The organism is Thioalkalivibrio sp. HK1 (genome assembly GCA_000583135.1).
GTDB lineage: Bacteria > Pseudomonadota > Gammaproteobacteria > HK1 > HK1 > HK1.
Genome location: JFBG01000026.1, coordinates 1 through 26,328, shown reverse-complemented (window position 1 = coordinate 26,328; position 26,328 = coordinate 1). Strand labels below are relative to the sequence as shown.

Here is a 26,328-nt window from a genome sequence, read left to right as displayed (position 1 = left end):
CACTATTCGATATAATTCCCTTTTTTTTTTTCGATTATCCTTCGGCACCAGCCGATACAGTCCCTCTTTTACCGGTATCGATGCCCATCGAAAGACCGGTAAAAAGCCGCAGATCGCTATTTATTCTTTCGGATATACGATCCTCGATTCGAGTTCGATGTAAAGCGAAAAATCGCGGGCCGCTCGCCGGATGACCCTCGATGCGCCAAGCGGACTTCGCACAAAGCGAACGCGCACGATCCGCAGGCATACTTGCGAGATGACTCCCTCGATCCCCATATCGGTATCCGTCCGAGAGCCTCGACCATCGATTTGCGTATCCTCGCGCTCAGATAAGGTATCGGCGATGGGTGCGCTCGATCTCGCAAGTCACACTCGCAAAGAGCGCTCGAAACGCGCAGCGATCGAAGACGGCGGCTTTTTCTTTCAAGTCTTTCGTGGCATGTTCTCCACTTGGACGGGTTGGCCGGTCAAGGCATTAAAATCGACTTGGGGCGCTTTCCCATGCAAGTCCCAAAAAGCCTTCGATGAAGCCGCGCGAATCGAAGAATCTTTGACGGGCGTTTTCGATCGAGCCACCGATCCTCGTCGCCAACATCGGATATCGACGGATGTTCACCAATCTGCTGATCGCCAATCGAGGGGAGATCGCCTGCCGGGTGATCCGCACCGCAAGGCGTTTGGGATTGCGCACCATCGCCCTTTATTCCGATGCGGATCGGGATGCACCGCATGTCAAGGCGGCGCACGAGTCCTGGCATTTGGGTCCCGCCCCGGCGATGCGCAGCTATCTCGATATCGAGCGGGTGCTCGATATCGCTCATACGGCCGGAGCCGAAGCGATTCATCCCGGCTACGGCTTTCTTTCGGAAAATCCGGAATTCGCCCTTGCCTGCGAGGAGCGAGGGATCGTTTTCGTCGGCCCCCCGGCGCAGGCCATTCGCACCATGGGTCTCAAAGATGCGGCCCGCCGGTTGATGGCCGCCGCCGGGGTGCCGGTGGTTCCCGGCTATCACGAGGGGGAACGGGCGGATACGGAGGCGGAGCGAGAGGGGAAGGAATCCCCCGAGGCCTTGCTCGAACGGGCGATCGAGATCGGATTTCCGGTGCTGATCAAGGCGGTGGCCGGTGGCGGGGGCAAGGGGATGCGCTTGGTCGACGGCCCGGATCGATTCATCGACGCCCTTGCCGGAGCGCGGCGGGAAGCGCTTTCAGCCTTTGCCAACGACCGCGTGTTGATCGAGCGCTACATCACCCGCCCTCGTCATATCGAGGTGCAGGTTTTCGCCGACTCGGCGGGGAATGCGGTGCACCTCTTCGAGCGGGATTGTTCCGTCCAACGCCGTCATCAAAAGGTGATCGAGGAGGCCCCCGCTCCGGGGATGTCGGAGGCGATGCGCCTTGGCATCGGCGAGATCGCCCTCATGGCCCTTCGCGCCATCGACTATCGGGGGGCGGGCACCATCGAATTCATCGCCGACGCCTCGCAAGGGTTGCGGGCGGATCGCGTGTGGTTCATGGAGATGAATACCCGGTTGCAGGTGGAGCATCCGATCACCGAGATGATTACCGGAACGGATCTGGTGGAGTGGCAACTGCGCATCGCCGCCAAAGAGCCCCTTCCCTTGGATCAAGAGGCGCTGTCGATTCGAGGGCATGCGGTGGAGGCCCGCCTTTGCGCCGAAGATCCCGCCCGTGATTTTCGTCCGGCCACCGGAAAGGTGGTGCATCTTCGCTCGCCGCCTGCGGATGCCGACCTTCGTATCGAGATCGGGATCGACGAGGGCGGCGAGATCGGCCCGCATTACGATCCGATGATCGCCAAGATCGTCGCCCACGGGAAGAATCGAGAACAAGCCCTCGACCGTCTTTCCCGGGCTTTGGGCGGATTCGAACTGGCGGGGGTCGCCACCAACCGCCGCTTCCTCGCTCGTATCGTCGACGATCCCGTCTTTCGTTCGGGTGAGGTCGAGACCGGTTTCATCTCCGATCGCATCGATGCGCTGGTGACACCCGAGCCGATCCCCGAGGCGGTGCTCGCCGGGGCGGCGTTGATCGTCGGCGGGCGGATCGATGCCGACCTCGCCGGATCGAGGCAAGGCCATCGTCGATCCGATGGCCGGGATCGAAGGAATCGGGGCGAAGCCCGGCTCGGCGCTTGGGGCGATCCTTGGTCGGCGCATGCCAACTGGCGGCTTTGGGGCAATATCAGGCAGCCCCTTTCCTTCATGCTCGACGAGGCGCCCATCGAAGCCACCCTTGGCATCGACGCCGAGGGCGAATGCCGTATCGATATCGAATCCGGTCTCGAATCCGGTCTTGCGCTCTTTCCCCGAGCGATTTCCCATGACCTCGACCTCATCCGCTTCGAACTCGAGCGGCGGCGGGAGGAGGTGCGTTTTTCGCCCTCGCATCACGGGATCCATCTCTTTCACTTAGGCGAGAGTTTCCTCCTCTCGCAGGCGAAAGGCGCCCGCCAAGAGGAGGAGGCCGGCGGGGGCGAGGATCGAATCGTCGCCTCCCTTCCCGGCAAGGTGGTCGATATTCTCGTACAAGCCGGGGAGTGCATCGAGCGAGGCTCGAGTCTTGCGGTCTTGGAGGCGATGAAGATGGAGCTCAGCGTCGATGCCCCCCGCTCGGGCCTTGTCGAGCGAGTGCACGTCGCCGTGGGTGACAGCGTTGCCGAGGATACGGTATTGATCACCTTGGCATCCGACGATCCGGCTTCGCAAGATCCCGCCGAGTGATTGATCGGATGATGCGCCCGACGATCTGCCCGACGATCCGCCAGATACTCCGGGAATCGGGGGCGATCCCCTTCGAAGATCGATCCGCCGCCCGCTCGCTTTCGTAGGAGCCGCCGGTTCGAGCCCGATCGAAGATCGAGCGATCCGAGAAAAAAGCGAAGCATCATCGAAATGCACGATATCGTGTCATGCGAATCTTGTTGATAGAGGACGATCTCGAAACCTTGGGCTTCATCCGCAAGGGGCTCGAAGAGGCCGGGCATGTGGTCGATCAGGCCACCGACGGCAAGCAGGGTCTGTTATTGGCGCTCGACGCCGACCACGATATCGTGATCGCCGATCGCATGCTCCCCCATCTCGACGGCTTGTCGATCGTGCGTTCGATGCGGGCGGCCAAGCGAACGACACCGGTGCTGCTGCTAAGCGCTCTGGGGGAGGTGGACGACAAGGTGGCAGGGTTGCAGGCGGGCGGAGACGACTACCTGGTCAAGCCCTTCGCCTTCGCCGAACTCTCGGCTCGGATCGAGGCCTTGACCAGAAGGGATCGAGGCGAACGCTCGGCGGCCACCACCTTCCTCAAGGTGGCGGATCTCGAAATGGATCTCCTGGCCCGCAGCGTCAAGCGCGCCGGACAATCCATCGATCTCCAGCCGCGGGAATTCCTGCTGCTCGAATATCTGATGCGCCATGCGGGGCAGGTGGTCACCCGCACGATGCTGCTCGAGGCGGTGTGGGAGTATCACTTCGACCCCCAAACCAATGTCATCGACGTTCACATCAGCCGCTTGCGCCGAAAGATCGATCGGGAGTTCGCCCGCTCCTTGATCCATACCGTGCGCGGAGCGGGTTATGTGATTCGAGAATCATGATCTCGATCACCCGCAGCGTCGCCTGGCGGATCGCCATCGGCTATGGAGCGCTCTTCGGGCTATCGGTGCTCATGCTGCTGGCCTTCATCTACTGGTCCACCGCCGGCTACACCACCCGCCAGATGGAAGCGGTGATCGAAGCCGAGGTGCAGGGGCTGGCGGAGCACTACCGGGTCGGCGGCTTGCCCGCCTTGCGCAGACTCCTGTCTCGAAGGGTGCGATCGAATCCGGCCAGCGCCTCCATCTATCTACTCGCCGACCCCCAATTCCGGTTGCTGGCGGGGAATCTCGATGCTTGGCCCGCCGCCGCCCGCACCCAAGACGGTTGGATCGAATTCGGCCTTCGGATCGAGGACGAGGGACCGCATCTGGAGGTGCACCGCGCTCGCGCCCGGCTTTTCACGCTAAGAGGAGGATTCCACCTCCTCGTCGGGCGCAACTGGCGCGACCTCGACGAGATGCGCATCGCAATCGGGCGCGCGGTGGCGTGGTGCGTGGCGGTGACCTTGGCGCTGGCGGTCGCGGTGGCGTGGTGGATGCGGGGGCGGGTCGCGCGCCGCATCGAGGCCATCAATCGCACCTCGCGCCGGATCATGCAGGGCAAGCTCGAAGAGCGTATCGAAAGCGATGGCAGCGGCGACGAATTCGACGAGCTGGTCGCCGGGTTGAACGCCATGCTCGCAAGGATCGAGGGCTTGATGGAGGATGTGCGCCGGGTCTCCGACAATGTGGCCCACGATCTGCGAACCCCCTTGGGTAGGCTTCGCACCCGGCTCGTGCAGCTGCGTGCCAAGGCCGGAGACGAGGATGCCAAGGCCTTGGCCGGGGCCGCCCTCGACGAAGCGGATCAGATGCTCGCCACCTTCAACGCCCTGCTGCGGATCGCCCGTATCGAAGCCGGGGATCGCCGCCATGCTTTTGCCCCGGTGGATCTGGCGGCCATCGGCAAGGATGTGGCCGAGCTCTACGCTCCCTTGGCCGAGGCCCGGAATATCGACTTTCGCTATTTGCAGACCCCGGCGCCGCTTCACGCCGATGCCGATCTCCTCTTCCAATCGCTGGCGAATCTGCTCGATAACGCGATGAAATACACCCCCGAGGGGGGAAGCGTATCCTTGGAGGTCACCGCCGACGATGAAAGGGTCGATGCGATCGTTGCCGACAGCGGCCCCGGCGTGCCCGTCGACGAGCGAGAGGCGGTGTTGCGGCGTTTTTATCGAGTGGAAAGCGCTCGCAGCACTCCGGGTTCGGGGCTCGGACTATGCCTCGTGGCCGCGGTGGTTCAGCTCCACGAGGCGAGGCTCGAACTCGCCGACAACGACCCCGGCCTTCGAGTGCGGATACGCTTCGAGCGCAGAACTTGATGGGGGGCATTCCATCGCCTTCGGTTTCGTCGATCTTGAAAGATCCATCGCCGAGTCTCGAGGCTCGCCTCGATGGGTGAAAAGCGCCGATGCTTTTTTCGATGCGAGAAAAAACCCCGGCATCGAAGGACAGGGCTTTGTCCTTCGATGCCGGGGTTGCGGCGATTGGATCGAGGTCGAGGGTTCAGCCGGCGGCGGTTTCGACCGCGATATAAAGCCGGTTGCCTCGGCGGGAGATCAAAAGCAGCACCGGTTTGTTATCGGCATGAGCCGCTTGCACCGCTCCGGTGATGTCCCGGGCTTGCTCGACCTCCTTGTCGCCGGCGCCCAAAATGATATCGCCGACCATTAACTCGCTGCGATCCGCCGGACTTTCCGGTTCAATCTCGACGATCCGAAGCCCGGGACGATTTCCATCTCGAGGCGCAGCCAAACTCAATCCGAGCCTTGCCCCTTGCGACGATTCGGGCTCGTCGGATCGCATCGCGAGCGATTCGTCTTCCATCTCTTGGGCGGCGATGGTGGCTTTCAAGGATTGACGCTCGCCCTTTCGCCAGATATCGATATCGACTTGAGTGCCGGCCTCGACCCCGGCCACGATGCGCGGCAGGTCTTTCATCCTTTGCACCGATTGTCCGTCGAAGGAGAGGATGACATCGCCTGCGAGAATGCCGGATCGATCGGCCGGGGTGCGCTCCAAAACCGAAGCGACGAGGGCCCCTTCGGTGCCGTCGAGGCCGAGGGCATCGGCGAGGGTCGGATCGATCGGCTGGATATGGACCCCGAGCCACCCCCGCTCCACCGAGCCGCTGTCTTGCAGCGATGCGATGATCGGTTTTGCCAAATCGGCGGGAACGGAAAAAGCGATCCCCACATTGCCGCCGGTGGGGCTGTAGATCGCGGAGTTGACCCCGACCACATTCCCCGCAAGGTCGAAAAGCGGCCCGCCGGAGTTGCCGCGGTTGATGGGGGCGTCCACTTGGAGGTAGTCGTCGAAGGGGCCGGATCCGATATCGCGCCCGCGGGCGGAGACCACCCCGACGGTGACCGTGCCGCCCAAGCCGAAGGGATTGCCCATCGCCACCACCCAGTCGCCGACGCGCACCGCCTCGGAATCGCCGAATGCGACCGCCGGCAAATCCTCGTCGGCATCGATTTCGAGCAGGGCGAGATCCGTTTTCGGATCGCTGCCTCGAAGATGCGCCTCGAAGGTGCGCCCGTCGTCGAGGGTGATGCGAATCTCCTTGGCCTTTTCCACCACATGGTGATTGGTGACGATGAGCCCCGCGGGATCGATGATGAATCCGGAGCCCATCCCCCGCCGGTGATGTCGATGCCGGCGCTCTTGACCATGCCCGCGCCCTTGCGGGGCATGTCGAAAATGCCGGAATCGCTCGGGGAGCATCCCCATCGGCGAAAAACCCTCCAAGGGGCGCTCGACTTCCACCTTGACCACCGCCGGTCTCACTTGGCTCACGAGGTCGGAGAATCCCTCGGTGATCGGCATCATCGATCGCACCGAGGATCCCTCGCTCGGGATCTCGGCCTGTGCCGCCCCCGGGATTCGAGCGAAGACCAAGGCGGCGAGGATCGCCGCCGTTCCCGCAATCACCATCGCCTTGCGTCGGCTTCGTGCGGGTTTGACGTTCATCGCGTTATCGCTGTTCATGTCAAAGAACTCCTGAACGAGAAAGATAAGGCGCGCAACGAGAGGGCGCGCATCCTGGATCGCTTCGGTCGATATCGGATCCTTTTCGATAAGGAGGAAAGTCCGATATCGATGCGAAGAGTCCGTCCGTCAGGAGGAAGAATGGGGGATCGAGGGTGATCGATCGGTGGGCGGATCATGAACAATCGTTCATGTTTGGATCGCGCTTTTGGGCAGCGATTTCTCGATCGTACATCGCGAGCCGCCATTCGCCGCCGAGCCGATTGGCGATGCGGATCGCCGTCGTCGATCCAAAGAATGAAAATGGAACTATCTTTGCGATGGATGCGAGCGGTTTTTTCGAGATATCGATGCGCCGCTTGGCTGGCCCGAAGGGGGAGGGTTATGAAGCCCGCCGGCGGTTTCCGGCGGGCCAAGTGATGGGATTGAGTAAGTCAGCGCCTCGTATCGACTAGCCGATACGAGGGCTATCAAAGGCGAAGCGGCTTAGTTCCCGGTGGCGCTGTTGTTGACCAGCGCCCCGCCACCGCCGGTGCGAGAGAGGACTTGCACCGTGAAGGGTCGATCCGAGCGCACCTCGCAGGAGAGTGCCAAATCCCGCCACCGATGAAGGATGCGCATCGCCAGTTCCTCGCTTTGCAGATGGCGCACGATCTGGCTTCGGATGCGGCCGAGTTCGACCTCGTACATCGTCCCGTGGTCATCGTAGCAGGAGAGCCGGGTATCGGTGCAATCATCGACGGGGGCGATGCAGTGGATGCGAATATTCGCCTTGTCCGGGCTATCGGGGGAGGAGATGGATTCGATATCCGCTCGGTGCCTTTCCCCCTCGGGGGTCGAGCGAATCATCGCGCTGTTGTTGACCAAGACCCCGTTCCCGGAGCGCGTCCACACTTGGGCGCTGATAGTCCCGGCGCTGCGCAAGGCGCATGCCAAACGCCCTCGGCCTTCCCATGACCCCCCGCCGGTATGGCGGGCGATATCCAAGGCGGTGTATGTCGTGCTCCCTCGGGCGGGGATGGCATCGGGGATCACCCCTCGATAGCTCGTCGAATCGTCGCTTTGGGCATTGCAGTCGAGGTAGACGAAGCAGGGCGTATCCTGCTTGCAACCCACGCGCAAGATCGCATCGTCCTGCGTCGTGGGCGGCGGCAGGGCGAGAGCCCATGCCTTCATCGGCCAGTCGCTGCCGGAGGTGTCCTTGATCTCGACGAGGGCATGTTGCACGATGAAGCCGTCGGCGCTCAAGAGGATGATATCGGTGTCTTGCTGCAGATCGCTATCCGCCAAGGCATCGACCTGAACGGTGATAGTCTCGTCCCACCTCGCCCACGCCGCCGACTGATTGACCAAGGTCGTCGGGGTGAAGGTCAGCGCATCGGGGGTCAAGGTGATATCGGGATTGACGTTCGATAGCCGGACCACCACATTCTCGCTCGGCGGGGACTCCCCGTCGGGATAGGCGAGACCGACGCTGAAACTTCCCGAGGAGCCCTCGTCGATACGAAGCGTTTCGTCGGGGAATACGAGGATGGTCTTCGCCGTCGGCGGCGGGGTGTAGATCGGGCGCACGCTCTTCTCTGCATCGGGGGCTTCGATGCCGCCGGAGGCGCTCAAGGTGATGGTATGGACGGCATTGTCCCGACCGGTGTTCGGGGCCACGCTGACCTTGACCCGTTGGGGTTCGATCCAATCCCTTGTAGAGAAGGTCAACGATGTCGGGTCGAGGGTGATGGCGTCGTCGCTCTCGGAAAGGGATAGGGAAACCCTCGCATTCGGCTGGCTGGAAAGGCGAACGGTGAAATGAGCCGAGCCCCCGGCGGCGATGTCGAGGGGATCGGCGGAGTCCAAGACGATCGTGCCGGTGGGGGTGTCGTCATCGTGGACCGTGACCTGCTTGGCCAATCGCAAGGCGGTGATGCCATTGGAGCCGGAGACGACGATGGACACGGATTCATGCAGAGCATCGGCATCGTCTTCGGCGGTCACGGTCACCGGCTGGGGGGTGGTGAAGTCGTCATGAGGGAAGATGAGCGTGGCGGGCGAGACCGAGACCGCACCCGGATCGTCGCTGACCACCGATACCGTGATATTCGAATCCGTTGTGATATCGTCGATTTTGACGGTGAAGGAGCCTGTGCCGGTGTCGGTGCCGCCGCCCTCGGAGAGGTTGAATCTGTCGGGGCCGCTCAAGATGATGGTGCCCCTGGGAGCGGCCTCGTCGTCCTTGACTTCAACGGTGACGGTTGCGCCGGGGGCACTGTAGGCGCTGCTGTTGGTCACGGCCAAGGTGACGGGAACGATCTCGTGCACCGGATTGTCATCATCCACCGGGGTCACGGACACCGTTTGCGGCATATCGTAGTTGGCGGCGGTGAAGGTCAGCGTAGAAGGCGAGACCATGACCGCCGCCGGATCGCCGCTCGTCAGCGATAGGTTGACATCGCCTGAGACCGGCTCGGCTTCGAGTGTGACGGTGAAGGTGGCGCCGGCAGACACTCCCTCTTCGATCTCGACCGTGGTCGGACTGACGATGATGGTTTCGTCCTCGTCGTCGGCGACGCTGACGGTGACCGTTTCATTCTCGGAGCTATAACCGCTGCCGCTGCGGACGGATAGCGTGATGGTGACATCCTCGGGTTGGGCGTCGTCATCTTGCACCGCGGTGAGGGTGACCTGTTGCTCCGTAGCGTAATCCGAGGTGGTGAAGGTCAACATATTCGGCGAGAGGGTGACGGCACCCGCATCGCCGCTCAGCAGATCGATGGTGGTATTTGCGCTCGGGGCGCTGTTGAGTTTGACGCCGAAGGTGCCCGCACTGCCGCCTTCGGTGATGCTGACCGACGAGGTGCTGACCACGATGCTATCGTCATCGGTCACGGTGATCGTTTTCGTTGCGTCGGCGGCAGTGTCGTAACCGCTGGTGGCGGAAATGGTGACGGAAACGCTTTCGTCGTCGTGGTCGGCGTCGTCAGGCGCAGCGACGGTTACCGTTTGTGGCGTATCGTAATTCGAAGCGTCAAAGGTCAGCGTCGCCGGCGAGACCGTCAGCGCCCCCGCATCCTGGCTGGTCACCGAGAGGACGGCGTTCCCCGTCGGGGCGGTATCGAGTTCGACGGTGAAGGAGCCGGTGGCACCCCCTTCGGTGATATTGACGGCGGCGGTGCTGGGGGTGATGCCCTCGCTTCTATCCTCGGTAACGGTGACGGTGATGGTTGCCGTCACGTTAGCGTGCGTGTTGCTTTCATTTTTTGGCCCGGCCGCCCCGGTCACTGTGATGGTGAAGGTGTTATCGATCGCATCATCGTCTTGGGCGGCGGTGAGGGTTACCGTCCGGTGTTGATTTTGAGCGTATTCTGCTCCCCATCGTTTGAAATTTATCGTGCCTTGAGATTCAGCTACATTATTGTTGGGGGTCTGACCATCATAATCATAAGTACTATTGACGTAGAGGGGTCGGGGGTGGGTATCGATGGTAAGTCCCGACGAGGGGCTCACGCTCACCGTCGCCCTCATATTGTTCGATGGTCGAGGCGTAGGGTGGAACCCGAAGGTCACTTGTCCGCCTTCCGCCACCGTCAAGGTGGTCGATGTCAGATTAAATGACTGCTGTGCGAAAACGGAAGAGGCATGCAGGAGCGAAAGCGCCCCGATCAACCAAAGGCTTATATGACGAATAGTAGAGTTCATATCAGAAACTCCTTACCGGCCGAAGATGAGGGAATTTCTTGATTGTCCGAAAATTGCGAACGCCGAGGCAATGACGAAGAATTCCGAGATGGGATTGACATGGCTCGCATTTTATCAAAATAAAATCGGGATAATCGCACGGCCGCTCACGATCGCCTTTTTCGCGTCGAACAGGCCCAAGGACGAAACCGCTCGCAAGGGCCGCGCGCGCTCGGGCTTCGGCCGCAACGGGGGGCGGGCGCTACCGCCGAGCGATCCCTCGCCCGGCGATTTTTTCACCGGCATTTTCGGGGATTTCCCGCCCCAAGGAGGATCGAGATCGATGAATATCGACGATTTACCCGCCCAATCAACCATAAAGCGCATCGCCGTCATCGGCACCGGCACCATCGGGGCCTCGTGGGCCGCCTATTTTTTGGCGCGAGGATTCGAGGTGCGGGCATGGGATCCGGCACCCGATGCCGAATCGACATTGCGCGATTTCATCCACCGCGCATGGCCGACCTTGGAGCGTCTCGGCAGCGTCGAGGCGGGGGCGGACTCGAACCGGATGCGTTTTTGCAAGAGCCCGGGAGAGGCGGTCGCCGAGGCGGATTTCGTGCAGGAAAGCGCCCCTGAGGATCTCGATGCCAAGCGCCGTCTCTATGCCGACATCGATGCCTCCTTGCCCCCTTCCGCGGTGCTGGCCAGTTCCACCTCGGGGCTTTCGATGTCCAAGATACAAGCCGGGTTCGATGCCGCCTCCCGCTTCGTCGTGGGCCATCCTTTCAACCCCCCGCATCTCATTCCCTTGGTCGAGGTGGTCGGCGGAGAAAAGACCGCACCGGCGGCGGTCGATTGGACGCTCGATTTCTACAACGCCCACGGCAAGAAGGCGATCCGCCTCAACCACGAAAGCCCGGGGCACTTGGTCAATCGCCTGCAAGCCGCCTTGTGGAGAGAGGCGATGGATGCGGTGCTGACCGGCTTGGCGGGGGTCGAGGATGTCGATATCGCCATCAAATACGGACCGGGGCTGCGCTTCGGGATCATGGGACCCTTCGAGCTCTGCCACCTTGCCGGTGGTGCGCCCTCAGGCACCGGCGCCGGGGGCTTTTCCGGTTTCATCGATCATTTCGGGGATGGGCTGCAGTCCTGGATGGACGATCTGCGAGAAGTCCGGCTCGATCCGGATGTGCGAAGCCGTCTCAAGACCTTGGTCGAGGAATCCGTCGGCCGCCGGGATTTCAAGGACATCGCAGGTGAGCGAGACGCCTTGTTGATGGCCACGATGATCGCCGCCCGCACCCGCCGGGAAGAGGGTTTCGAGCGATGATGAAAGGGGATCCGCAATCTCTTCTGGAGCCTTCGGGCACGACCTTACCGCCGAGCGATCCCTCGCTCGACGATTTTTTTCACCGGCGTTTTCCGGGGATTTCCCGCCCCAAGGAGGATAAGGATCGATGAATATCGATGATTTGCCCGCGCAGGCAGATGTGAAGCGCATCGCCGTCATCGGCACCGGCACCATCGGAGCCTCGTGGGCCGCCTATTTTTTGGCGCGAGGATTCGAGGTGCGGGCATGGGATCCGGCACACGATACCGAATCGACATTGCGCGATTTCATCCACCGCGCATGGCCGACCTTGGAGCGACTCGGCAGCACCGAGGCGGATTTCGTGCGAAGAAAGCGCCCCTTATGATCTCGATCCGCTAAGGTGCGGTCCAACCTGCGGGATCACCCCGCTCGGTACTCGGTGGATGGGGGTTAGATGAACGCCCGCACTAGAAGGATGAAAAGCCCCACCCCAAGAGCCCCGAGCCCCGCCAACACGGCTTTGATCAATGACTGGGTCACCGCATTCGATTTATCCCACTTGACAAACGCTTGGCGCAGGGCCTTTTGCTCGGCGGCCATCTCCACGAACGCACGCTCGACGAAACGTATACGAACCTCGTGATCTTCAAAGAGTCGATCGATGATCTTCTGCTTTTCGACTTCGCTCATGGATCCCCCTTCACTCGGTCGGTGAATGCGCAGGTGCCCGAAGGCTCACCCCCGGCGCTCGACTATGAGCATAGCCCATCCGCTCGGATGCGCTCGGTGGGGCGAGACCGACCCTGCGCCCCGAGCCCCCGCAGGGATTAGGATACTTCATAGTATGATTTTATAGGATGATTTTGTAGCACACACGGGCGCAGGTGGATACCCGCTCGGGCGCGATCGCCGCCCGCACCCGCCGGGAAGAGGGTTTCGAGCGATGATGAAAGGGGATCCGCAATCTCTTCTTGAATCTTCGGGCACGACCTTCAAGCATCTTTTTCGCCCGATCGAGGTCGGCTCCAAGACCTTGCGCCATCGGCTCAATTTCGGCGCCCACACCGCCAATATGGGCGAGCGGGGATTGCCCGGCGAGCGTCATCTGCATTACTACTTGGAACGCGCCATCGGGGGGGCGGCGATGATCGTGGTGGAGCCGATCCCGGTGCATCGCACCGCCGTTCTCACCCGCGCCAACTTCCTTGCCGAAGACGATGCGGTGATCCCGCATTTTCGCCGTCTGACCGATGCCTGCCACGAGCAAGGCGCGGTGATGATCCAACAGCTCTATCACGTAGGGGCTCACGGCGATTTCGATCTCTCCTACCAGCCGAACTGGTCGCCCTCGGGGCTCCCGTCGATGCACGATCAAGACGGTAGCCATGCGATGCACGATCACGAGATCGAGGAGTTGATCGAATCCTTCGCCGCCGCCGCGCTAAGGGCGAAGGAGGCGGGTTTCGCCGGCTGCGAGATCATGGCCGCCTACAACGCCCTTTTCGAGCAGTTCTGGTCGCCTTTTTGCAATCGCCGCCACGATGGATGGGGGGGATCCTTCGAAAGGCGCATGCAGTTCTCCGCCCGCTGCCTATCGAGCATCCGCAAGCGATGCGGGGTGGATTTCGTGATCGGGGTCGCCGTCAGCATCGACAGCACCCGCCCGGATGTTCTATCCGTAGAAGACCATCAGGCCATCGCCGCTTGGCACGATGAGCGGGGGTTGTTCGACTACATCAGCGTCGGCACCGGGAGTTATTTCGAGTTCACTCGCCTGATGCCCACCTTCGTCTACGAGGAGCGGCTCGGGCCGCCCGGCGCCGAATCCATTCGGCAAGCGGTGCGCCATGCGAAGGTGCAGGCGGAGAGCCATATCCGCACTCCGGAGAATGCCGATGCGGTCATCGGCTCCGGCCAAGCGGATATGGTGAGCATCGTCAGGGGTCAGATCGCCGACCCCCATCTGGCGAACAAGGCGATGCACGGGCTCGCCGACGAGGTGCGCCCTTGTCTTTCGTGCAATCAGATGTGCTGGGGGCGGCGCTCCCGCGACTACTGGATCAGCTGCCTCGTCAACCCTTCCGCGGGGAGGGAATTCGAATGGGGCGGGGATCGTTTTCAGCCGGCTTCGAGGCCGCGCCGCATCCTCGTGGTCGGGGGCGGTCCCGCCGGACTCGAAGCGGCGCGGGTGGCGGCGGAGCGCGGCCATCGTGTCACCTTGGCCGAGGCCGGATCTCGTTTGGGCGGTCAGTTTCGCTTGGCGGGGATGCAGCCCCGAAGGGCGCAGATCCTCGATCTCATCGATTGGTACGAGCGGCGGTTGCATCGCTTGCAGGCCGAAGTGCGCTTCGATACCCCGATGGAGGCCGAGGAAGTCCTGGCATTCGAAGCCGATGCGGTGGTGCTCGCCACCGGCTCGCAGCCCGACGGTCGGGGTTGGCAAAGAGGATTGCCGACCGTCGAGTCCTTGCCCGGGGTCGAGCGGCCGAATGTCTTTTCGGTCGAGGAGGTCATGGGGCGCGCCGCTCGCCTCGGTCGGCGCATCGTGGTGCTCGACGATACCGGCACCTGGCGTGGCGGCGGCACCGCTTGGTCGATGGCCGAGGCGGGATACCGCGTGGTCTTGATCACCCCGGATCCCTTCGTCGGGCGCGAGATCGAGCGCACCTCGGCCGCCGGGCCCCTGCGCGAGCGGCTCGCCCGCTTGCAGGTGGAGTGCGTGGTCGAGTCCGCGATCGTTTCTTGGGGCGAAGAAGGCGCCGAGGTAATCTCCTTGCTCGATGGATCCAAGCGCTTCATCGAGGCCGATACCCTCGTATTGGCGACGGTCAACGCCCCCGAGCGAGGGCTGGCCGATGCCCTGATCGACTCCAAGCGCGAGATCCACGCCATCGGCGATTGCGTGGCGGCGCGTCAGGCGCCGGCGGCGATCTACGAGGGGCGTAAAATCGGGCTATCGATCTGATACCCCCTCGCTCGAAGGGGTTGCGGCCCGGTTCTTGATTCCCCGACCCTGGCGGGGGTTCGGATCCCGTGGTCATCGGGGTTCGAAGGATTCGAAGGGATCATCGGCGCCCGCCAAATCACCCGTTGCGAGCCCGGCCCCGCAGGTCAATCCGGCGTGCGAGCCGGAGGTGAAAGAAAATCCACCAAGGAGGGTTTCGTCATGAGTTCGGGAAGCTGTCTATGCGGTGCGATTCGCTGGTCCTTGGCAAGCGATCCGAAGCGCATGACCCACTGCCATTGCCGGATGTGCCGCAAGGCCCACGGTGCGACCTTCGCCACCTTCCTCATCGGCGACCTGCAAGGTTTTCGCTTCGAGCAAGGCGAAGCGGATATCGTTGCCTACGAGTCCTCGCCGGATTTCATCCGCCCTTTTTGCGTTCACTGCGGTTCGGTGGTCCCGCATCGGGCATCGGATCGGGTGCGCATCCCCGCAGGGGCGATGGACGACGATCCCCATATCCTTCCCTCGGCTCATATCTATGTGAAGTGGAAAGCCCCGTGGCATGCGATCGACGACGATCTTCCCCAGCACGATCACTTTCCGGGCCATTCATCCCCTCGGGTGGAAGACCCGGCGCTTTCGCCTTCGACCCCGGGCGTGCTGCGAGGTCGCTGCCTTTGCCAAGCCGCGGCTTATGAGGTCAAGGGCCCCTTGCAAAGGCTCTATCACTGCCATTGTTCTCGTTGCCGCAAGGCCAAAGGGGCGGCCCATGCCACCAACGCTTTCGCGGCCATCGACGATGTGCGCTACCTGCGGGGGGAAAGCTCGCTGCGCACCTATCGCCTACCCGGGGCGCGCACCTTCAGCCATGTTTTTTGCCCGACCTGCGGTTCGAGCATGCCCCGGCTCGATCCGACACGATCCTTGGCGGTGATCCCGATGGGCTCTTTGGACGATGATCCCGAGCGCACGATCGACAGTCATATTTTCGTCGCCTCCAAAGCCCCGTGGTACGAGATCGACGACGATCTCCCTCGCCACGACGCCGGCCCCGGACCGTCTTAGAGCAGGCCCTCGTTTTCGCTCGATTCCCCTTCTCTTATTCGCCCTCTCTACAAGGGATATCCGAGTTCGGGGTGTCCGCGCTTTTTTCTCGCCCTCGCTCCTTCTTTGTCGACGATCGGGTCGTCGAGGATCGAGCCGAGTCTCGATGCGTTGCGATCACCGATTCGCCGAGCCGGTCGCGCTGTTGTTGACCAAGGCTCCGCCGCCGGTGCGGGTCAGCATCTGCACCGTGAAGGGGTGATCCGAGCGAATCTCGCAAGAAAGCCCCATCCCCTTCCATCGATGGCCGATGATCGCGGCCACTTCATTGCTGTGCAGGTGGCGGGTGGTGAGGCGAACGATCGTGCCCACCCCGCCATCGTATCGTCGGCCTTGATCGTCGAAGCAAGAGAAGAAGGTTTCGGTGCAATGCTCCCCGGCAGGGGCGATGCACCGGATGCGCAGATTCGACTGATCCGCTTCGTCGGGGGAGGAGATCGACTCGATATCCGCTCGATGCCGCTCGGCTTGGGGGGCGCTGCGGATCAGCGCACTGTTATTGACCAACACCCCATCCCCCGAGCGCGTCCAGACTTGCGAACTGATCTTCGCGCGGCTGCGCAAGGCGCAACCCAAGCGCCCCTTTCCCGACCACGAGCCGCCGATATAACGCTCGATATCCGCCGCTTCGAGGGTATGCGTTCCCCAAGCGGGGATCGCACCAGGGAGCCGGCCTTGGAAGACCGAGCCGTCATCTTGCGCAGAGCAATCGAGGTGGACGATGCACGCAATATCCTGATTGCAGCGCACGCGCAAGGCGGCATCGTCTTGGGCGGCGATCGAGGGGAAGGCGAGGGCTCGGGATCTCACCGGGTCGGGGCCGCTCTCGTCGTCATCGATGACCCGGATCCGTTTCGTTTTCGGCGAGGCGATCAATCCGCCGTGGACGGTCAGGATGAGGGTGTGGGTCTGGTCTTCGATATCATCGTCCTGCATGGCTCCGACGGCCACGAGTTGGACCGTATTCCAGTTGGAGGCATCGAAGATCAGCGCATCCGACGAGAGCGTGATGCCGAAGGAATGCTTCGAAAGCGAGACGATGACATCGTCGTTGGCGTTCGGTTTATCGCTGAGCCGGACGCCGAAGACCCTCAATCCCCCCTCTTCGATGACGAGTTCGGCGTCGCTCATGACGATGGACCCCGAGGGGATATCGTCGTCCTTGACATTGACCAGCAAGGTCCCGCGGCGGGCGTCGATGCCGCCGGATGCATTCAAGACGATGATGTCGGGCTCGTTCTCGGTATTCGCATCGTGCCCGTTCGTCAAGGTCACGATCTGGGGAATGTCCCAATCCGATGCCGAGAAGGTCAGCGAGGTCGGGGATATCGTGACCTTGCGGTGGATGCTTCGAAGGGATACGACGACCTGCGCATTGAGGGGGCTCGCCTGTCTCCAGGTGCTATCGAGGGTGACCGAAAAACTTCCCGTTTCGCCTTCGTCGATATCGATGACCCTCGGCGGGTCGGTATGAATGGATCCTCGGATCGAACCCTCGACGATGACCGCCACGGTCTTGCTCGAAGCGGCGATACCGCCGGATGCGCTCAAGGTGATGGTATCGGAATCGTCGCTGGTATCCTCGGTCGTGTCGCCATCGGGCCGATGGGCGATGACGATGCTTTGAGGCGCGCTCCAATTCGAGGCGGCGAAGGTCAAAGATGTCGGTGAGAGATCGAAATCGTCGCTGGTATTGGCAAGGGAAACGACGACCGGCACGCTCGATGGGGTTTGGGCGCTGTCGAGCGAAACATGGAAAATGCCGAATCCCCTTTCGTTGACGGTCACGGTCGAAGGGACAAGGATCGTCCCTGCCGGGCGTTCCTTGACGGTGATCGTTGCGCTCCAATCCGAGGCCACGATGCCGCCGGATGCGCTCAATGTGAGCATGTCGGTATCGTCGACGGTGTCGGCGTCGATGGCGGCGGTGATGGTGATGCTTTGCGGAACATCCCAATTCGATTCGGTGAAGGTAAGCGACGTCGGGGTGAGCGTGATATCGTCGTTGGTCTTCGCCGCCGAGATGGCAACGCTCGCCGTCGGTTGATGGTCGAGCTTGACGGTGAAGGTCAAAGCGGTGCCTTCGTCGACGACGATGGCCGAACCTGCGGCCAGCGAGGCCCCGGCAGCGTCGAAGGCGTCGATGGCTCCGCGGCTATCGTTATCGACGATGGTGACCCGTTTGGTGACATCGTCGGAGATGATGCCGCCGGTTGCGGATAGGGTGATGGTGTCGCTTTCGTCGGCGGTGTCATCGTCATCGTTCGATGCGGACACGGTGATGGTTTGTTGAGCGTCCCAGTTCGATTCGGTGAAGGTCAAAGACGTCGGGGTGAGGGTGATATCGTCGTTGGTCTTGGTCAGCGAAATGCTGACATTCCTGTTCGGCTTGGTACCGAGCCGCACGGTAAAGGTTGCCGAGCCGCCCTCGTTGACGGAAACCGTCTCTTGGGGGCGGCTCACGATGATGGGCCCCGTTCGAGCATCGAGCACGGAGATCGATTTCGTCGCATTCGAAGCCCGGTAGCCGGCGGTGGCGGAGACCTCGATGGCAACGCTCTCGTCAGCGCTGTCGCTGTCGCTCACCGAAATGAGGTTCACCGTCTGCGCCGTCGAGTGGTTCGAAGAAGAGAAGGTCAGCGTTGCCGGCGAGACCTTGACCGCACCGGGGTCATCGCTCGTGATCGATATCGTGGCGCTCGATGCCGGGGGAGCCCCCAAGGCGACGGTGAAAGAACCGTTCTTCGTCCCTTCGATCAGTTCGACCGCCTCGTCGGAGAGGTCGATGCTCCCGTCGTCATCGAGCACGTTGATCTGTGTGGCGGCGGAGGCGTTGTATCCGCCTCTTGCCGAGAAGGCGACGATGGCGGAGCCGTCCGTGCCATCGTTATCCTCCTGTGCGGTCACGGTCACCGTTTGCGCCGTTCGATAGTTCGATGAATCGAAGCTCAAAGTGCCGGGCGAGACCATGACGGGAGAGGTGGCCGATACCGTCACGCTGGTGCCGGCAACCGGGGCGGCCGTGAGTTTGACATCGATGGTCGCGCTTTGGCCCTCGGTGAGATCGACCGAAGACGGCCCTCGATCGATATTCTCTTCCTCGTCGTCCAAAACCGTGACGGCAACGCTGGCCGTCTTGTTCACATAGTCGTTGTCTTGATTGCTCGCTCCGACGATTCCGGTCAGCGAGATGGTGAAGGTCTCGTCTTTCCCGTCATTGTCGTGTTCGGTGGCGACGCTCACCGCTTGATATCGATTCCAAGGGTCGGTCGTCCCCGATCGATCGAAGCGCAACGTGTCCTGGTTGCCCGTCGTATTCGGGTCGGTATCGATGGCAAGCCCCGAGGGGCTGACGCTCAACCTCACTCTCATATCCGCCGACGGCATCGTTTCCAAGCGCACATTGAAGGTGCCCTTTTCGCCCTCGTTCACGCTCAAGGTGGTTTCATCCAACATGAACCGTATGTTGGTGGCAACCCCCAAACTCGCCGTCTTGCCCACATAATCGTTGTCTTCGTCGTTCGGCCCGACGATCCCGATCAAGGAGACGGTAAAAGTCTGCCGGTTCATGGCGTTATCCCGATCGAAGGCGAGGCTGACCTGCTTGTTTTGATTCCAAGCGTTGTTCTGACCCCATCGATCGAATCTCAGCGTGTCCTGATCGCCCGTCGTATTCGGGTCGGTATCGATGGCAAGCCCCGATGCCGAGGGGCTGACGCTCACCCTTATCCTCATATCCGCCGATGGCCTCGTTCCCAAGCGCACATTGAAGGTGCCTTGTGCGTTATCGGTCAAATCCAAGGTGGTTTTATCCAAGATCAATCGGATGTTGTCGTTCGCAGCGCTCGTATCCGCCGCTTCGGTATCCGGAGAGCCGATGATCGCCAACGAGCAAAGCGTAAAGATCCATAGAAGCATCGAGCGAGGCGACGCCCTTCGATGCCCTTTTGCGATATCGAACGAGCCCTTAAGCCTCGACGACGAAGGCGAGCACCGGTCTTGGCGGTTGCGGAAAAGCGCCTTGCGATCGATGGGCGGGGTGTGCATCGTCTTCGTAAGATCCTTCAAGATGGCTTGGGCCGAGGCGGCTCGGGTATGATCGCTTTTGCCATGATCGGGGGGTTGTTTTCGTCCTTGTGGGGCGGCATCTCGGCACGGTTTTGCGAGCGATTGAGACGCTCTATGTCGTTCGGTGCATCGGATGGCATCGGTATTTTAGACGCTTGAAAAAACATCGAAGCCTCGTTGGAGTCTCGTCGGCATGGTTCTTGCCCTTCGAGCGCATCATCGCTTGAATCTTGGATAGATCGAATCCTTTTTTCCAACCCCTCGTTTTTCCGACCCGCTCGGGAAAATAACAAAGAAAGCGACGGCGAGTGAAATGGACGAAAAAGCGGATATCGGACTTATCGGCCTTGCGGTGATGGGCGAGAACCTCGCCCTCAACATGGCCGACAAGGGCTGGCGGGTTGCGGTTCACAATCGCAGCCTCGATAAGGTGGACGCTTTTTTGCGCGATCGGGCGCACAACAAGCCGATCATCAAGGCCAGATCGCTATCCGAGATGGTCTTGCAGCTGGCAAAGCCCCGAAAAATCCTGTTGATGGTCAAAGCGGGGGCCGCGGTGGATGACCTCCTCGATCGGCTGATACCGCTGCTTGGCCCCGAAGATATCGTGATCGACGGCGGCAACTCGCATTTTTCCGATAGCGCAAGACGCTCGCTCCGGCTGGCGGAAAAGGGGCTGCTCTTTGTCGGTGCGGGGATTTCCGGCGGCGAGGAGGGCGCTCTTTTGGGGCCGAGCATCATGCCCGGCGGCCACGAGGAAGCATGGCCGGAGATCGAACCCGTATTTTCGAGCATCGCGGCCAGAGCCGCCGACGGCTCGGTCTGCTGCGCCTGGCTCGGCTCGTCGGGGGCGGGACATTTTATCAAGATGGTGCATAACGGCATCGAATACGCCGATATGCAGTTGATCGCGGAAGCGTTCGATATTCTGCGAAGGCTGGGCGGGCTCGATCCGGAGGCGATTTCTCGTATTTTCTCGCACTGGAACCAAGGCGATCTTTCGAGCTATTTGCTGCAGATCACCGCCGATATTCTCGCCAAGAAAGAAGAAGGCGACGGCGGGATGCTAGTGGACTCGATCCTCGATGTCGCCGGGGAAAAGGGCACCGGAAGATGGACGGCGATCGCCGCCCTCGATCTCGGGGTTCCGGCGGGCACCATCGCCGAAGCGGTATTCGCCCGGGCGATCTCCGCCCGCAAAGCGCAAAGGGTGAAATCCCATACCCTTTTGCCCGGCCCGCAGCCGGATACGACGAATCCGCCGGACAAGGCGCAGCAAGATGCGCTGGTGCAAGATGCCTTCGATGCCCTTCATGGAGCGAAACTCGTCGCCCTCGCCCAGGGATTCGCCTTGTTGCAAGATGCCAACCGACAATACGGCTGGGATATCGATCAGGCCAAGGTCGCATCGATCTGGCGCGGCGGGTGCATCATCCGCACCGCCTTTCTCGATCGCATCGCAAGCGTTTTCGCCGAGCGACCGGAGTTGGACAATGTTCTGATCGATCCGGCATTTCATGCGCCGATGGCCGCATCGCAAACGGGCTGGCGACGAACGGTGGCCAAGGCGATGCAAAGCGGGTTGCCGGTGCCAGGGTTGGCAAGCGCTCTTTCTTGGTACGACGCTTATCGCAGCCGGTGCCTTCCGGCCAACCTGATTCAGGCGCAGCGGGATTATTTCGGGGCGCATCGCTACGAAAGAAACGATCGCCCCCGGGGCGAGTTTTTCCATACGAGATGGACCGAGATCGGGCACCGGGATCCACCGAATCCCAGCGACAGCGAAGAGGATCGATAAGGAGCCATGATGCCTGCCTCGATCGCTTGCAGCAAGTCCGTTTTCGAAGACCCGTCCTCGCCTTCGCCGCCGGTGGATGCGATCCTCTCGCTTTTCGGGGTCAGCAAATCCTACGGATCCTTGAAGGCCCTCGATGCGGTCGATCTTGAGGTCGCAAGCGGCGAATTCGTCGGCTTGCTAGGACCCAACGGGGCCGGCAAAAGCACCCTCTTCCAGATTTTGAGCGGGCTCTTCGTGGCCGATGCGGGAGAGGTGCGGGCGCTGGGATACGATCTTCGGCGCCAACCGGTCAAGGCCTTGGCGAAGATCGGGACGGTCTTTCAGCAGCCGACCCTCGATCTCGATCTCTCGGCCAGAGCCAACTTGCGTTTCGGTGCGCTCCTGCACGGGATGCCCGCTCGCCGCCGCCTCGATCGGATCGAGGCCGAAATTCACCGTTTGGGCTTGGGCGAGCAAGCCGATATTCCGGTGCGCAACTTAAGCGGGGGTAATCGACGGCGGGTGGAGTTGGCGCGGGCCTTGGTGCACGAGCCGCAAGTCCTGTTGATGGACGAGGCCACGGTGGGGCTGGATCCGGCATCGAGGCGCGGGCTTTTGGAGGATGTAAGGGCTCTTTGCGCCGAGCGCGGGGTCGGGGTGCTGTGGGCGACGCACCTCGTGGATGAAGTCGAGCGCGCCCACAAGGTGGTGATCCTGCACCGAGGGCGGGTGCTCATCGAAGGTCCGCCTCGTCGGATCGCAAACCATGCCGGGGCTGCGAATATCGACGAGGCTTTCATGGCGATGACCGGGGCCGCATCTTCGAGTTAGCCATTTCGGGGATGGTGATCCGGGGGATGATCGAGACCCTCGACGTTCGATGTCCGACAATCCTCGTCGGTTGCCGCGCATCGGGCGAATGCTTGTTATCGAGGCAAGCGCGTTTCGGGCGAAGGCATATCGCATGATGTAGAACCGCATGATGCCGATATGTAAAATCGCCACATCCACGCATTCTTTCGTTTCCAAGGGAGCCGAAACGATGACCCGATGCATCCATCTCGCCGCATCGTTTTCAGACCGGATCCGAAAGATCCCGACCCGCATGTCAAGCCTTTCTGCTTTCGCGATCCTGTTGGCATGGGCCGGGGTGTGCCAAGCCACCGGGACCGGCTATCTTTTCGTCAGCAGCGAAAAGGATCATTCCATCACCGTTCTCGACGGCGAGAATTACGAGGTGGTCAAGCGAATCCGCACCGCCGCCCGCCCCCGTCATCTGCAATTCACTCCGGATCGAAGCCGTATTTTCGCCGCCTGCGGCGAGGGCAATGCGATCGATATCATCGATGTCGCCTCGCTGACGCTAATCGATCGCATCGAGGGCATCGACGATCCGGAGGCTTTCGAGTTCAGCCCCGACGGCAAGACCATGTATATCTCCTTGGAGGACGATGCAAAACTCGGAATCCTCGATCTCGATGCCTATTTCCGCGCAAGGAAGGAAAAACCGGATCTGACGGTGGCGGAAATTTCCGATGACGACGAGGCGATGGACGAGGATGACGAGGACGAGGAAGAAGAAGGTGATGAGGGCGATGATGAAGATGAAAGAGTCGTCGGCATGACCACGGTCGAGGTCGGCGAAGAGCCGGAGGGCATCCTCGTCAGCCCCGATGGAAAGACGGTCTTTATAACCTCCGAGGTCGCCAATATGGTGCATGTGGTCGATACCGCCACCGGCGCCTTGAAGGCCAACATCGTCGCCGGGACGCGCCCTCGCCGCTTCGCCTTGATGCCCGATGGCAAGACCCTTTGGGTAACGAACGAACTCTCGGGTTCGATCAGCGTGATCGACTTGGAAGGATCCAAGGTGGTCGATACCATCTCCTTCGAGCCCCGAGGCTTTCGCCCCGAGGATGTGACCCCGGTCGGGATCACGACGACATCCAACGGTGCCACCGCTTATGTGGCTTTGGGGCGCGCCAACCACGTCGCGGTGGTGGATATCGCATCCAAACGCATCGAGGACTATATCCTCGTCGGTTCTCGCGCTTGGAATACGACATTGAATCGCAGCGAATCGCGCCTTTTCGTGGCCAACGGACTGAGCGACGATATCTCGATCATCGACACCGCTTCGAATCGGGTGCTCCGATCCATCCCCGTGGGACGGGTTCCCTACGCGGTTTTGATCGACGATTGAGGTCGAAGGCGGTGAATGCGATATCGATACTCGCTGATCTTCTCGCCCGTTCGATCCGGCGCCGGTCGATTTTGTTGTCCGAGCGGCTATCCGCTGAAATGCGCCCAATATCGCGAGATCGAAGAAGAGGATTTGCGCTTTCGGCGTTGTCGATGGCAGCGCTCTTCCTTGTCTTTTCAACCGTCTTTTCCACCGCCCCCGCCTTTGCGCAAAGTACCGAGTCTTCGGCCGCCCAAGCCGCCGCCGAGGCGCCGAAGAAAGTGGTTTTCGCATGGCTCTCCTTGCGCAAAGACCCTCGCTACACTCGCAAACGAACCTACGCCCGTTATCTCACCGGGGCGTTGGGTCGCCCCTATCAGGGGGCCGAGACGGCCATCGCCGAATCCCGCTTCACCGGTTCGGCGATCGGCGTCGAGTTCTCCCTCGAGCGCTTTCGGGCGAAGAACCTTGATCAGTGGGGCGAGACGGTGGCCAAGGCCGTGGATACCGGGGCGCGCTACCTGATCCTCGACGCCCCGGCGCAGATGGTGGCCGAAGCCGCCGCCCTCACCCGCGATCGGGGTGTCCTGCTTTTCAATATCTCATCGCGCGACGATGCTTTGAGGCAGGAAGGGTGCCGCTCCCACCTGCTGCATATCATCCCGAGCCATGCGATGTTGATGGATGCGATTGCCCAATACATCGTTTTCAAGGGTTGGCGCAAGGCATTGATGTTGACCGGACCTGCGCCCGATGATGCGCGGATCGGGGCGGCCTTCGAACGCGCCGCCCGTCGCTTCGGGGTCGAGATCGTCGAAAACCGCCCCTTCGTTTTCGGCAACGATCCCAGGAATCGCGACCGGAACAACATCGCTCTGTTGACCGCAGGTATCGAGCACGATGTGGTGTTCGTGGCCGACAGCGACGGAGAGTTCGCGCGCGATGTCCCCTACCGCACATCGCAGCCTCGCCCGGTGATCGGCAGCGGAGGGCTTGCCGCCGCCGCTTGGCATTGGGCGTGGGAGCGTCATGGCGCGCCGCAGTTGGAAAAGCGCTTCGAAAAAACCGCCAAGCGGCAGATGCGCAGCGTGGATTGGGCGGCGTGGATGGCGGTGAAAGCGGTCGTGGAGGCGATGTTGCGAACCCAAGGCGCCGATTTCCCCGAAGTGCGCGATTATCTCTTGGGCAAGGAGATCATCCTCGATGGATTCAAGGGCAATCGCGTCAATTTCCGACCTTGGAACCGGCAACTGCGCCAACCGGTGTTGCTCGTCACCCATAACTGGGTTGTGGATCGCGCCCCGCTGTCGGGCTTTTTACACCGCACCAACAACCTCGATACTCTGGGCTTCGACGAGCGAGAAAGCCTCTGCGAATTCGACCGCCCCTGATCGATAAGCAGATTGATAATCCGATTGATAATCTGATCGATAAGATGCAATCATCCTCGATATCGCTTGCAGCCTTCGCCGGGCCTCGCCGCTCGATTTGGCGATGACCGCGCGCCATGCCTTGCTGGCCCTTGCCGCCGTCAGCGGGCGAGAAGCCTTCAAGTTCGCCCGCCAAAAAGGGCGACTCTTTTCCGCCCTTGTAAGACCCACCTTGTGGTTGGCGGTATTCGCCTTGGGCTTTCAAAATATCTTCGGGGTCTCGATCATCCCCCCTTATCACACCTATATCGAATATCAAGAATATATCGTCCCCGGGCTTGCAGCGATGGTATTGCTTTTCAACGGCATGCAATCCTCCTTGGCCATGGTCTACGACCGCGAAATGGGGATGATGCGCTTGTTGTTGACCGCCCCCTTGCCCAGATGGTATTTGCTCTTTTGCAAGTTGATGGCCGGTACCTTGCTCTCGGTCTTGCAGGTCTACGCCTTTTTTATCATCGCCACGCTGATCGGAGTGCACGTGCCCTTGCAAGGCTGGCTTCTCGTCCTGCCTGCACTCGTGCTCGCCGGGATGATGCTCGGCGCCATCGGCCTTTTGCTTTCGGTTCATATCCGACAGTTGGAGAATTTCGCAGGCACCATGAATTTCGTGATCTTTCCGATGTTTTTCATTTCCTCCGCCCTTTATCCGCTTTGGAAACTCGAAGAAGCGGGCGCCGAGTCGGTCTTTCGCATCGCCCAAGTCAACCCTTTCACCCATGCCGTCGAAGCGATCCGCTTTTCCCTGTACGCAGAACCCAACCCCCTCTCCTTTTGCGTGATCGGCGCCACCTTGATAGCGGCCTTCGCCCTCGCCGTCATCGGATACGACCCCCAACGAGGCCTCGCCGCCAGACGAAGATAAAACGGTAAGGGGTATCGCTTGGGGTATCGCTTTATGTGTCTATACCTTGGATTTACCACCGGGACGGGTGCTCTTGCCTCCATGCACCGATGGCTCCTCGCACCAAAGCCTGCGCAAAAGGTTTAGCGGTTCGAGGATGGTTTTCGGCAACCCTAGCAGGTCGATAAGCACCGCTTCGTCGAGGGCTTTGCGATTGTCATCCTCGAAGGCTTGATTGGCGGGCAAGAACGATTTTCCTTCGAATTCATCGAAAATTCGCTTCGCTTTTTCTACCCCCCCCCCCCCCCAAAAAAAAACCACTTGAACTTTTCAATTTTTT

20 protein-coding genes are annotated in these 26,328 nt (G+C 61.2%); 14 read left to right on the top strand and 6 right to left on the bottom strand.

Going from position 1 to position 26,328, the window contains the following annotated elements; genetic code table 11:
* Positions 1 to 611 precede the first annotated feature (611 nt).
* From BF99_RS0108445 to BF99_RS0108430, 3 genes are all read left to right on the top strand, one after another.
* Entirely contained in the window at positions 612 to 2,747 is a 2,136-nt protein-coding gene (locus BF99_RS0108445) for an acetyl/propionyl/methylcrotonyl-CoA carboxylase subunit alpha (RefSeq protein ID WP_025770518.1), read from the top strand.
* Positions 2,748 to 2,935: 188 nt separating this feature from the next.
* Positions 2,936 to 3,616 (top strand): winged helix-turn-helix domain-containing protein, encoded by a 681-nt coding sequence (locus BF99_RS0108435; RefSeq protein WP_025770517.1) that lies wholly within the window; start codon positions 2,936 to 2,938, stop codon positions 3,614 to 3,616.
* Positions 3,613 to 4,980 carry a sensor histidine kinase gene (locus BF99_RS0108430; RefSeq protein ID WP_025770516.1) on the top strand — a complete coding sequence of 456 codons (1,368 nt, stop codon included), beginning with the start codon at positions 3,613 to 3,615 and terminating at the stop codon, positions 4,978 to 4,980. Before BF99_RS0108435 ends, BF99_RS0108430 begins: the two co-directional genes overlap by 4 nt.
* A 184-nt stretch (positions 4,981 to 5,164) precedes the next feature.
* Here the strand turns inward: BF99_RS0108430 and BF99_RS0108415 are convergent, their stop codons facing one another.
* Positions 5,165 to 6,649, bottom strand: a complete 1,485-nt coding sequence (locus tag BF99_RS0108415) for a Do family serine endopeptidase (protein WP_025770515.1) — start codon at positions 6,647 to 6,649, stop codon at positions 5,165 to 5,167.
* A 269-nt stretch (positions 6,650 to 6,918) separates the two neighbouring features.
* Here BF99_RS0108415 and BF99_RS22900 point away from each other — a divergent pair, with 269 nt between their 5' ends.
* Positions 6,919 to 7,104 (top strand): hypothetical protein, encoded by a 186-nt coding sequence (locus tag BF99_RS22900; protein ID WP_156013230.1) that lies wholly within the window; start codon positions 6,919 to 6,921, stop codon positions 7,102 to 7,104.
* A gap of 31 nt (positions 7,105 to 7,135) precedes the next feature.
* On the opposite strand, the gene BF99_RS0108405 is transcribed toward BF99_RS22900, so the two are convergent.
* Positions 7,136 to 10,339, bottom strand: a complete 3,204-nt coding sequence (locus tag BF99_RS0108405; protein WP_156013229.1) for a COG1470 family protein — start codon at positions 10,337 to 10,339, stop codon at positions 7,136 to 7,138.
* 114 nt (positions 10,340 to 10,453) lie between these two features.
* Entirely contained in the window at positions 10,454 to 10,624 is a 171-nt protein-coding gene (locus tag BF99_RS22895) for a hypothetical protein (RefSeq protein WP_156013228.1), read from the bottom strand.
* A gap of 37 nt (positions 10,625 to 10,661) precedes the next feature.
* On the opposite strand from BF99_RS22895, the gene BF99_RS0108400 reads away from it, so the two are divergent.
* Genes BF99_RS0108400 through BF99_RS0108390 form a run of 3 tightly spaced genes read left to right on the top strand, consistent with a single transcriptional unit; the run spans position 10,662 to position 12,021 of the window.
* On the top strand, positions 10,662 to 11,654 hold the full coding sequence (locus BF99_RS0108400; RefSeq protein ID WP_025770512.1) for a 3-hydroxyacyl-CoA dehydrogenase NAD-binding domain-containing protein: 993 nt from the start codon (positions 10,662 to 10,664) through the stop codon (positions 11,652 to 11,654).
* Positions 11,651 to 11,785 (top strand): hypothetical protein, encoded by a 135-nt coding sequence (locus BF99_RS23925; RefSeq protein ID WP_306699679.1) that lies wholly within the window; start codon positions 11,651 to 11,653, stop codon positions 11,783 to 11,785. Before BF99_RS0108400 ends, BF99_RS23925 begins: the two co-directional genes overlap by 4 nt.
* Complete coding sequence (locus BF99_RS0108390) at positions 11,782 to 12,021, top strand: 3-hydroxyacyl-CoA dehydrogenase NAD-binding domain-containing protein (protein ID WP_025770511.1); 240 nt, start codon at positions 11,782 to 11,784, stop codon at positions 12,019 to 12,021. The genes BF99_RS23925 and BF99_RS0108390 overlap by 4 nt, the downstream gene beginning before the upstream one ends.
* Before the next feature lie 65 nt (positions 12,022 to 12,086).
* Here BF99_RS0108390 and BF99_RS0108385 read toward each other — a convergent pair whose 3' ends face one another.
* On the bottom strand, positions 12,087 to 12,326 hold the full coding sequence (locus tag BF99_RS0108385; protein WP_025770510.1) for a hypothetical protein: 240 nt from the start codon (positions 12,324 to 12,326) through the stop codon (positions 12,087 to 12,089).
* A 253-nt stretch (positions 12,327 to 12,579) separates the two neighbouring features.
* On the opposite strand from BF99_RS0108385, the gene BF99_RS0108380 reads away from it, so the two are divergent.
* Complete coding sequence (locus BF99_RS0108380; protein WP_025770509.1) at positions 12,580 to 14,601, top strand: oxidoreductase; 2,022 nt, start codon at positions 12,580 to 12,582, stop codon at positions 14,599 to 14,601.
* A 201-nt stretch (positions 14,602 to 14,802) separates the two neighbouring features.
* Positions 14,803 to 15,648 (top strand): GFA family protein, encoded by an 846-nt coding sequence (locus BF99_RS21920; RefSeq protein WP_156013227.1) that lies wholly within the window; start codon positions 14,803 to 14,805, stop codon positions 15,646 to 15,648.
* 156 nt (positions 15,649 to 15,804) lie between these two features.
* On the opposite strand, the gene BF99_RS0108370 is transcribed toward BF99_RS21920, so the two are convergent.
* Positions 15,805 to 19,605 (bottom strand): hypothetical protein, encoded by a 3,801-nt coding sequence (locus BF99_RS0108370; protein ID WP_025770507.1) that lies wholly within the window; start codon positions 19,603 to 19,605, stop codon positions 15,805 to 15,807.
* A 463-nt stretch (positions 19,606 to 20,068) separates the two neighbouring features.
* Here BF99_RS0108370 and gnd point away from each other — a divergent pair, with 463 nt between their 5' ends.
* The 5 genes from gnd (at position 20,069) to BF99_RS0108335 (ending at position 26,009) form a co-directional block, all read left to right on the top strand.
* On the top strand, positions 20,069 to 21,553 hold the full coding sequence (gnd, locus tag BF99_RS0108360; RefSeq protein WP_025770505.1) for a decarboxylating NADP(+)-dependent phosphogluconate dehydrogenase: 1,485 nt from the start codon (positions 20,069 to 20,071) through the stop codon (positions 21,551 to 21,553).
* Positions 21,554 to 21,559: 6 nt separating this feature from the next.
* Positions 21,560 to 22,363 carry an ABC transporter ATP-binding protein gene (locus BF99_RS0108355; RefSeq protein WP_025770504.1) on the top strand — a complete coding sequence of 268 codons (804 nt, stop codon included), beginning with the start codon at positions 21,560 to 21,562 and terminating at the stop codon, positions 22,361 to 22,363.
* A gap of 274 nt (positions 22,364 to 22,637) precedes the next feature.
* A complete protein-coding gene (locus BF99_RS0108345; RefSeq protein WP_051482841.1) occupies positions 22,638 to 23,735 on the top strand; it encodes a YVTN family beta-propeller repeat protein in 1,098 nt (365 codons plus the stop codon).
* Between the two features lie 152 nt (positions 23,736 to 23,887).
* A complete protein-coding gene (locus BF99_RS0108340) occupies positions 23,888 to 25,105 on the top strand; it encodes an amino acid ABC transporter substrate-binding protein (protein WP_051482840.1) in 1,218 nt (405 codons plus the stop codon).
* 103 nt (positions 25,106 to 25,208) lie between these two features.
* Positions 25,209 to 26,009, top strand: coding sequence for an ABC transporter permease (locus tag BF99_RS0108335; RefSeq protein ID WP_025770501.1), 801 nt, complete (start codon positions 25,209 to 25,211; stop codon positions 26,007 to 26,009).
* A gap of 39 nt (positions 26,010 to 26,048) precedes the next feature.
* On the opposite strand, the gene BF99_RS0108330 is transcribed toward BF99_RS0108335, so the two are convergent.
* Complete coding sequence (locus BF99_RS0108330) at positions 26,049 to 26,234, bottom strand: hypothetical protein (protein ID WP_156013226.1); 186 nt, start codon at positions 26,232 to 26,234, stop codon at positions 26,049 to 26,051.
* Positions 26,235 to 26,328: the final 94 nt, after the last annotated feature.

What these genes read in the sequence shown, in the direction of transcription:
- BF99_RS0108445 (WP_025770518.1), top strand. Translation starts at nt 612, where the DNA reads ATGTTCACCAATCTGCTGATCGCCAATCGAGGGGAGATCGCCTGCCGG.
- BF99_RS0108435 (WP_025770517.1), top strand. Translation starts at nt 2,936, where the DNA reads ATGCGAATCTTGTTGATAGAGGACGATCTCGAAACCTTGGGCTTCATC.
- BF99_RS0108430 (WP_025770516.1), top strand. Translation starts at nt 3,613, where the DNA reads ATGATCTCGATCACCCGCAGCGTCGCCTGGCGGATCGCCATCGGCTAT.
- BF99_RS0108415 (WP_025770515.1), bottom strand. Translation starts at nt 6,649, where the DNA reads ATGAACAGCGATAACGCGATGAACGTCAAACCCGCACGAAGCCGACGC.
- BF99_RS22900 (WP_156013230.1), top strand. Translation starts at nt 6,919, where the DNA reads ATGCGGATCGCCGTCGTCGATCCAAAGAATGAAAATGGAACTATCTTT.
- BF99_RS0108405 (WP_156013229.1), bottom strand. Translation starts at nt 10,339, where the DNA reads ATGAACTCTACTATTCGTCATATAAGCCTTTGGTTGATCGGGGCGCTT.
- BF99_RS22895 (WP_156013228.1), bottom strand. Translation starts at nt 10,624, where the DNA reads ATGCCGGTGAAAAAATCGCCGGGCGAGGGATCGCTCGGCGGTAGCGCC.
- BF99_RS0108400 (WP_025770512.1), top strand. Translation starts at nt 10,662, where the DNA reads ATGAATATCGACGATTTACCCGCCCAATCAACCATAAAGCGCATCGCC.
- BF99_RS23925 (WP_306699679.1), top strand. Translation starts at nt 11,651, where the DNA reads ATGATGAAAGGGGATCCGCAATCTCTTCTGGAGCCTTCGGGCACGACC.
- BF99_RS0108390 (WP_025770511.1), top strand. Translation starts at nt 11,782, where the DNA reads ATGAATATCGATGATTTGCCCGCGCAGGCAGATGTGAAGCGCATCGCC.
- BF99_RS0108385 (WP_025770510.1), bottom strand. Translation starts at nt 12,326, where the DNA reads ATGAGCGAAGTCGAAAAGCAGAAGATCATCGATCGACTCTTTGAAGAT.
- BF99_RS0108380 (WP_025770509.1), top strand. Translation starts at nt 12,580, where the DNA reads ATGATGAAAGGGGATCCGCAATCTCTTCTTGAATCTTCGGGCACGACC.
- BF99_RS21920 (WP_156013227.1), top strand. Translation starts at nt 14,803, where the DNA reads ATGAGTTCGGGAAGCTGTCTATGCGGTGCGATTCGCTGGTCCTTGGCA.
- BF99_RS0108370 (WP_025770507.1), bottom strand. Translation starts at nt 19,605, where the DNA reads ATGCTTCTATGGATCTTTACGCTTTGCTCGTTGGCGATCATCGGCTCT.
- gnd (WP_025770505.1), top strand. Translation starts at nt 20,069, where the DNA reads ATGGACGAAAAAGCGGATATCGGACTTATCGGCCTTGCGGTGATGGGC.
- BF99_RS0108355 (WP_025770504.1), top strand. Translation starts at nt 21,560, where the DNA reads ATGATGCCTGCCTCGATCGCTTGCAGCAAGTCCGTTTTCGAAGACCCG.
- BF99_RS0108345 (WP_051482841.1), top strand. Translation starts at nt 22,638, where the DNA reads ATGTCAAGCCTTTCTGCTTTCGCGATCCTGTTGGCATGGGCCGGGGTG.
- BF99_RS0108340 (WP_051482840.1), top strand. Translation starts at nt 23,888, where the DNA reads ATGGCAGCGCTCTTCCTTGTCTTTTCAACCGTCTTTTCCACCGCCCCC.
- BF99_RS0108335 (WP_025770501.1), top strand. Translation starts at nt 25,209, where the DNA reads ATGACCGCGCGCCATGCCTTGCTGGCCCTTGCCGCCGTCAGCGGGCGA.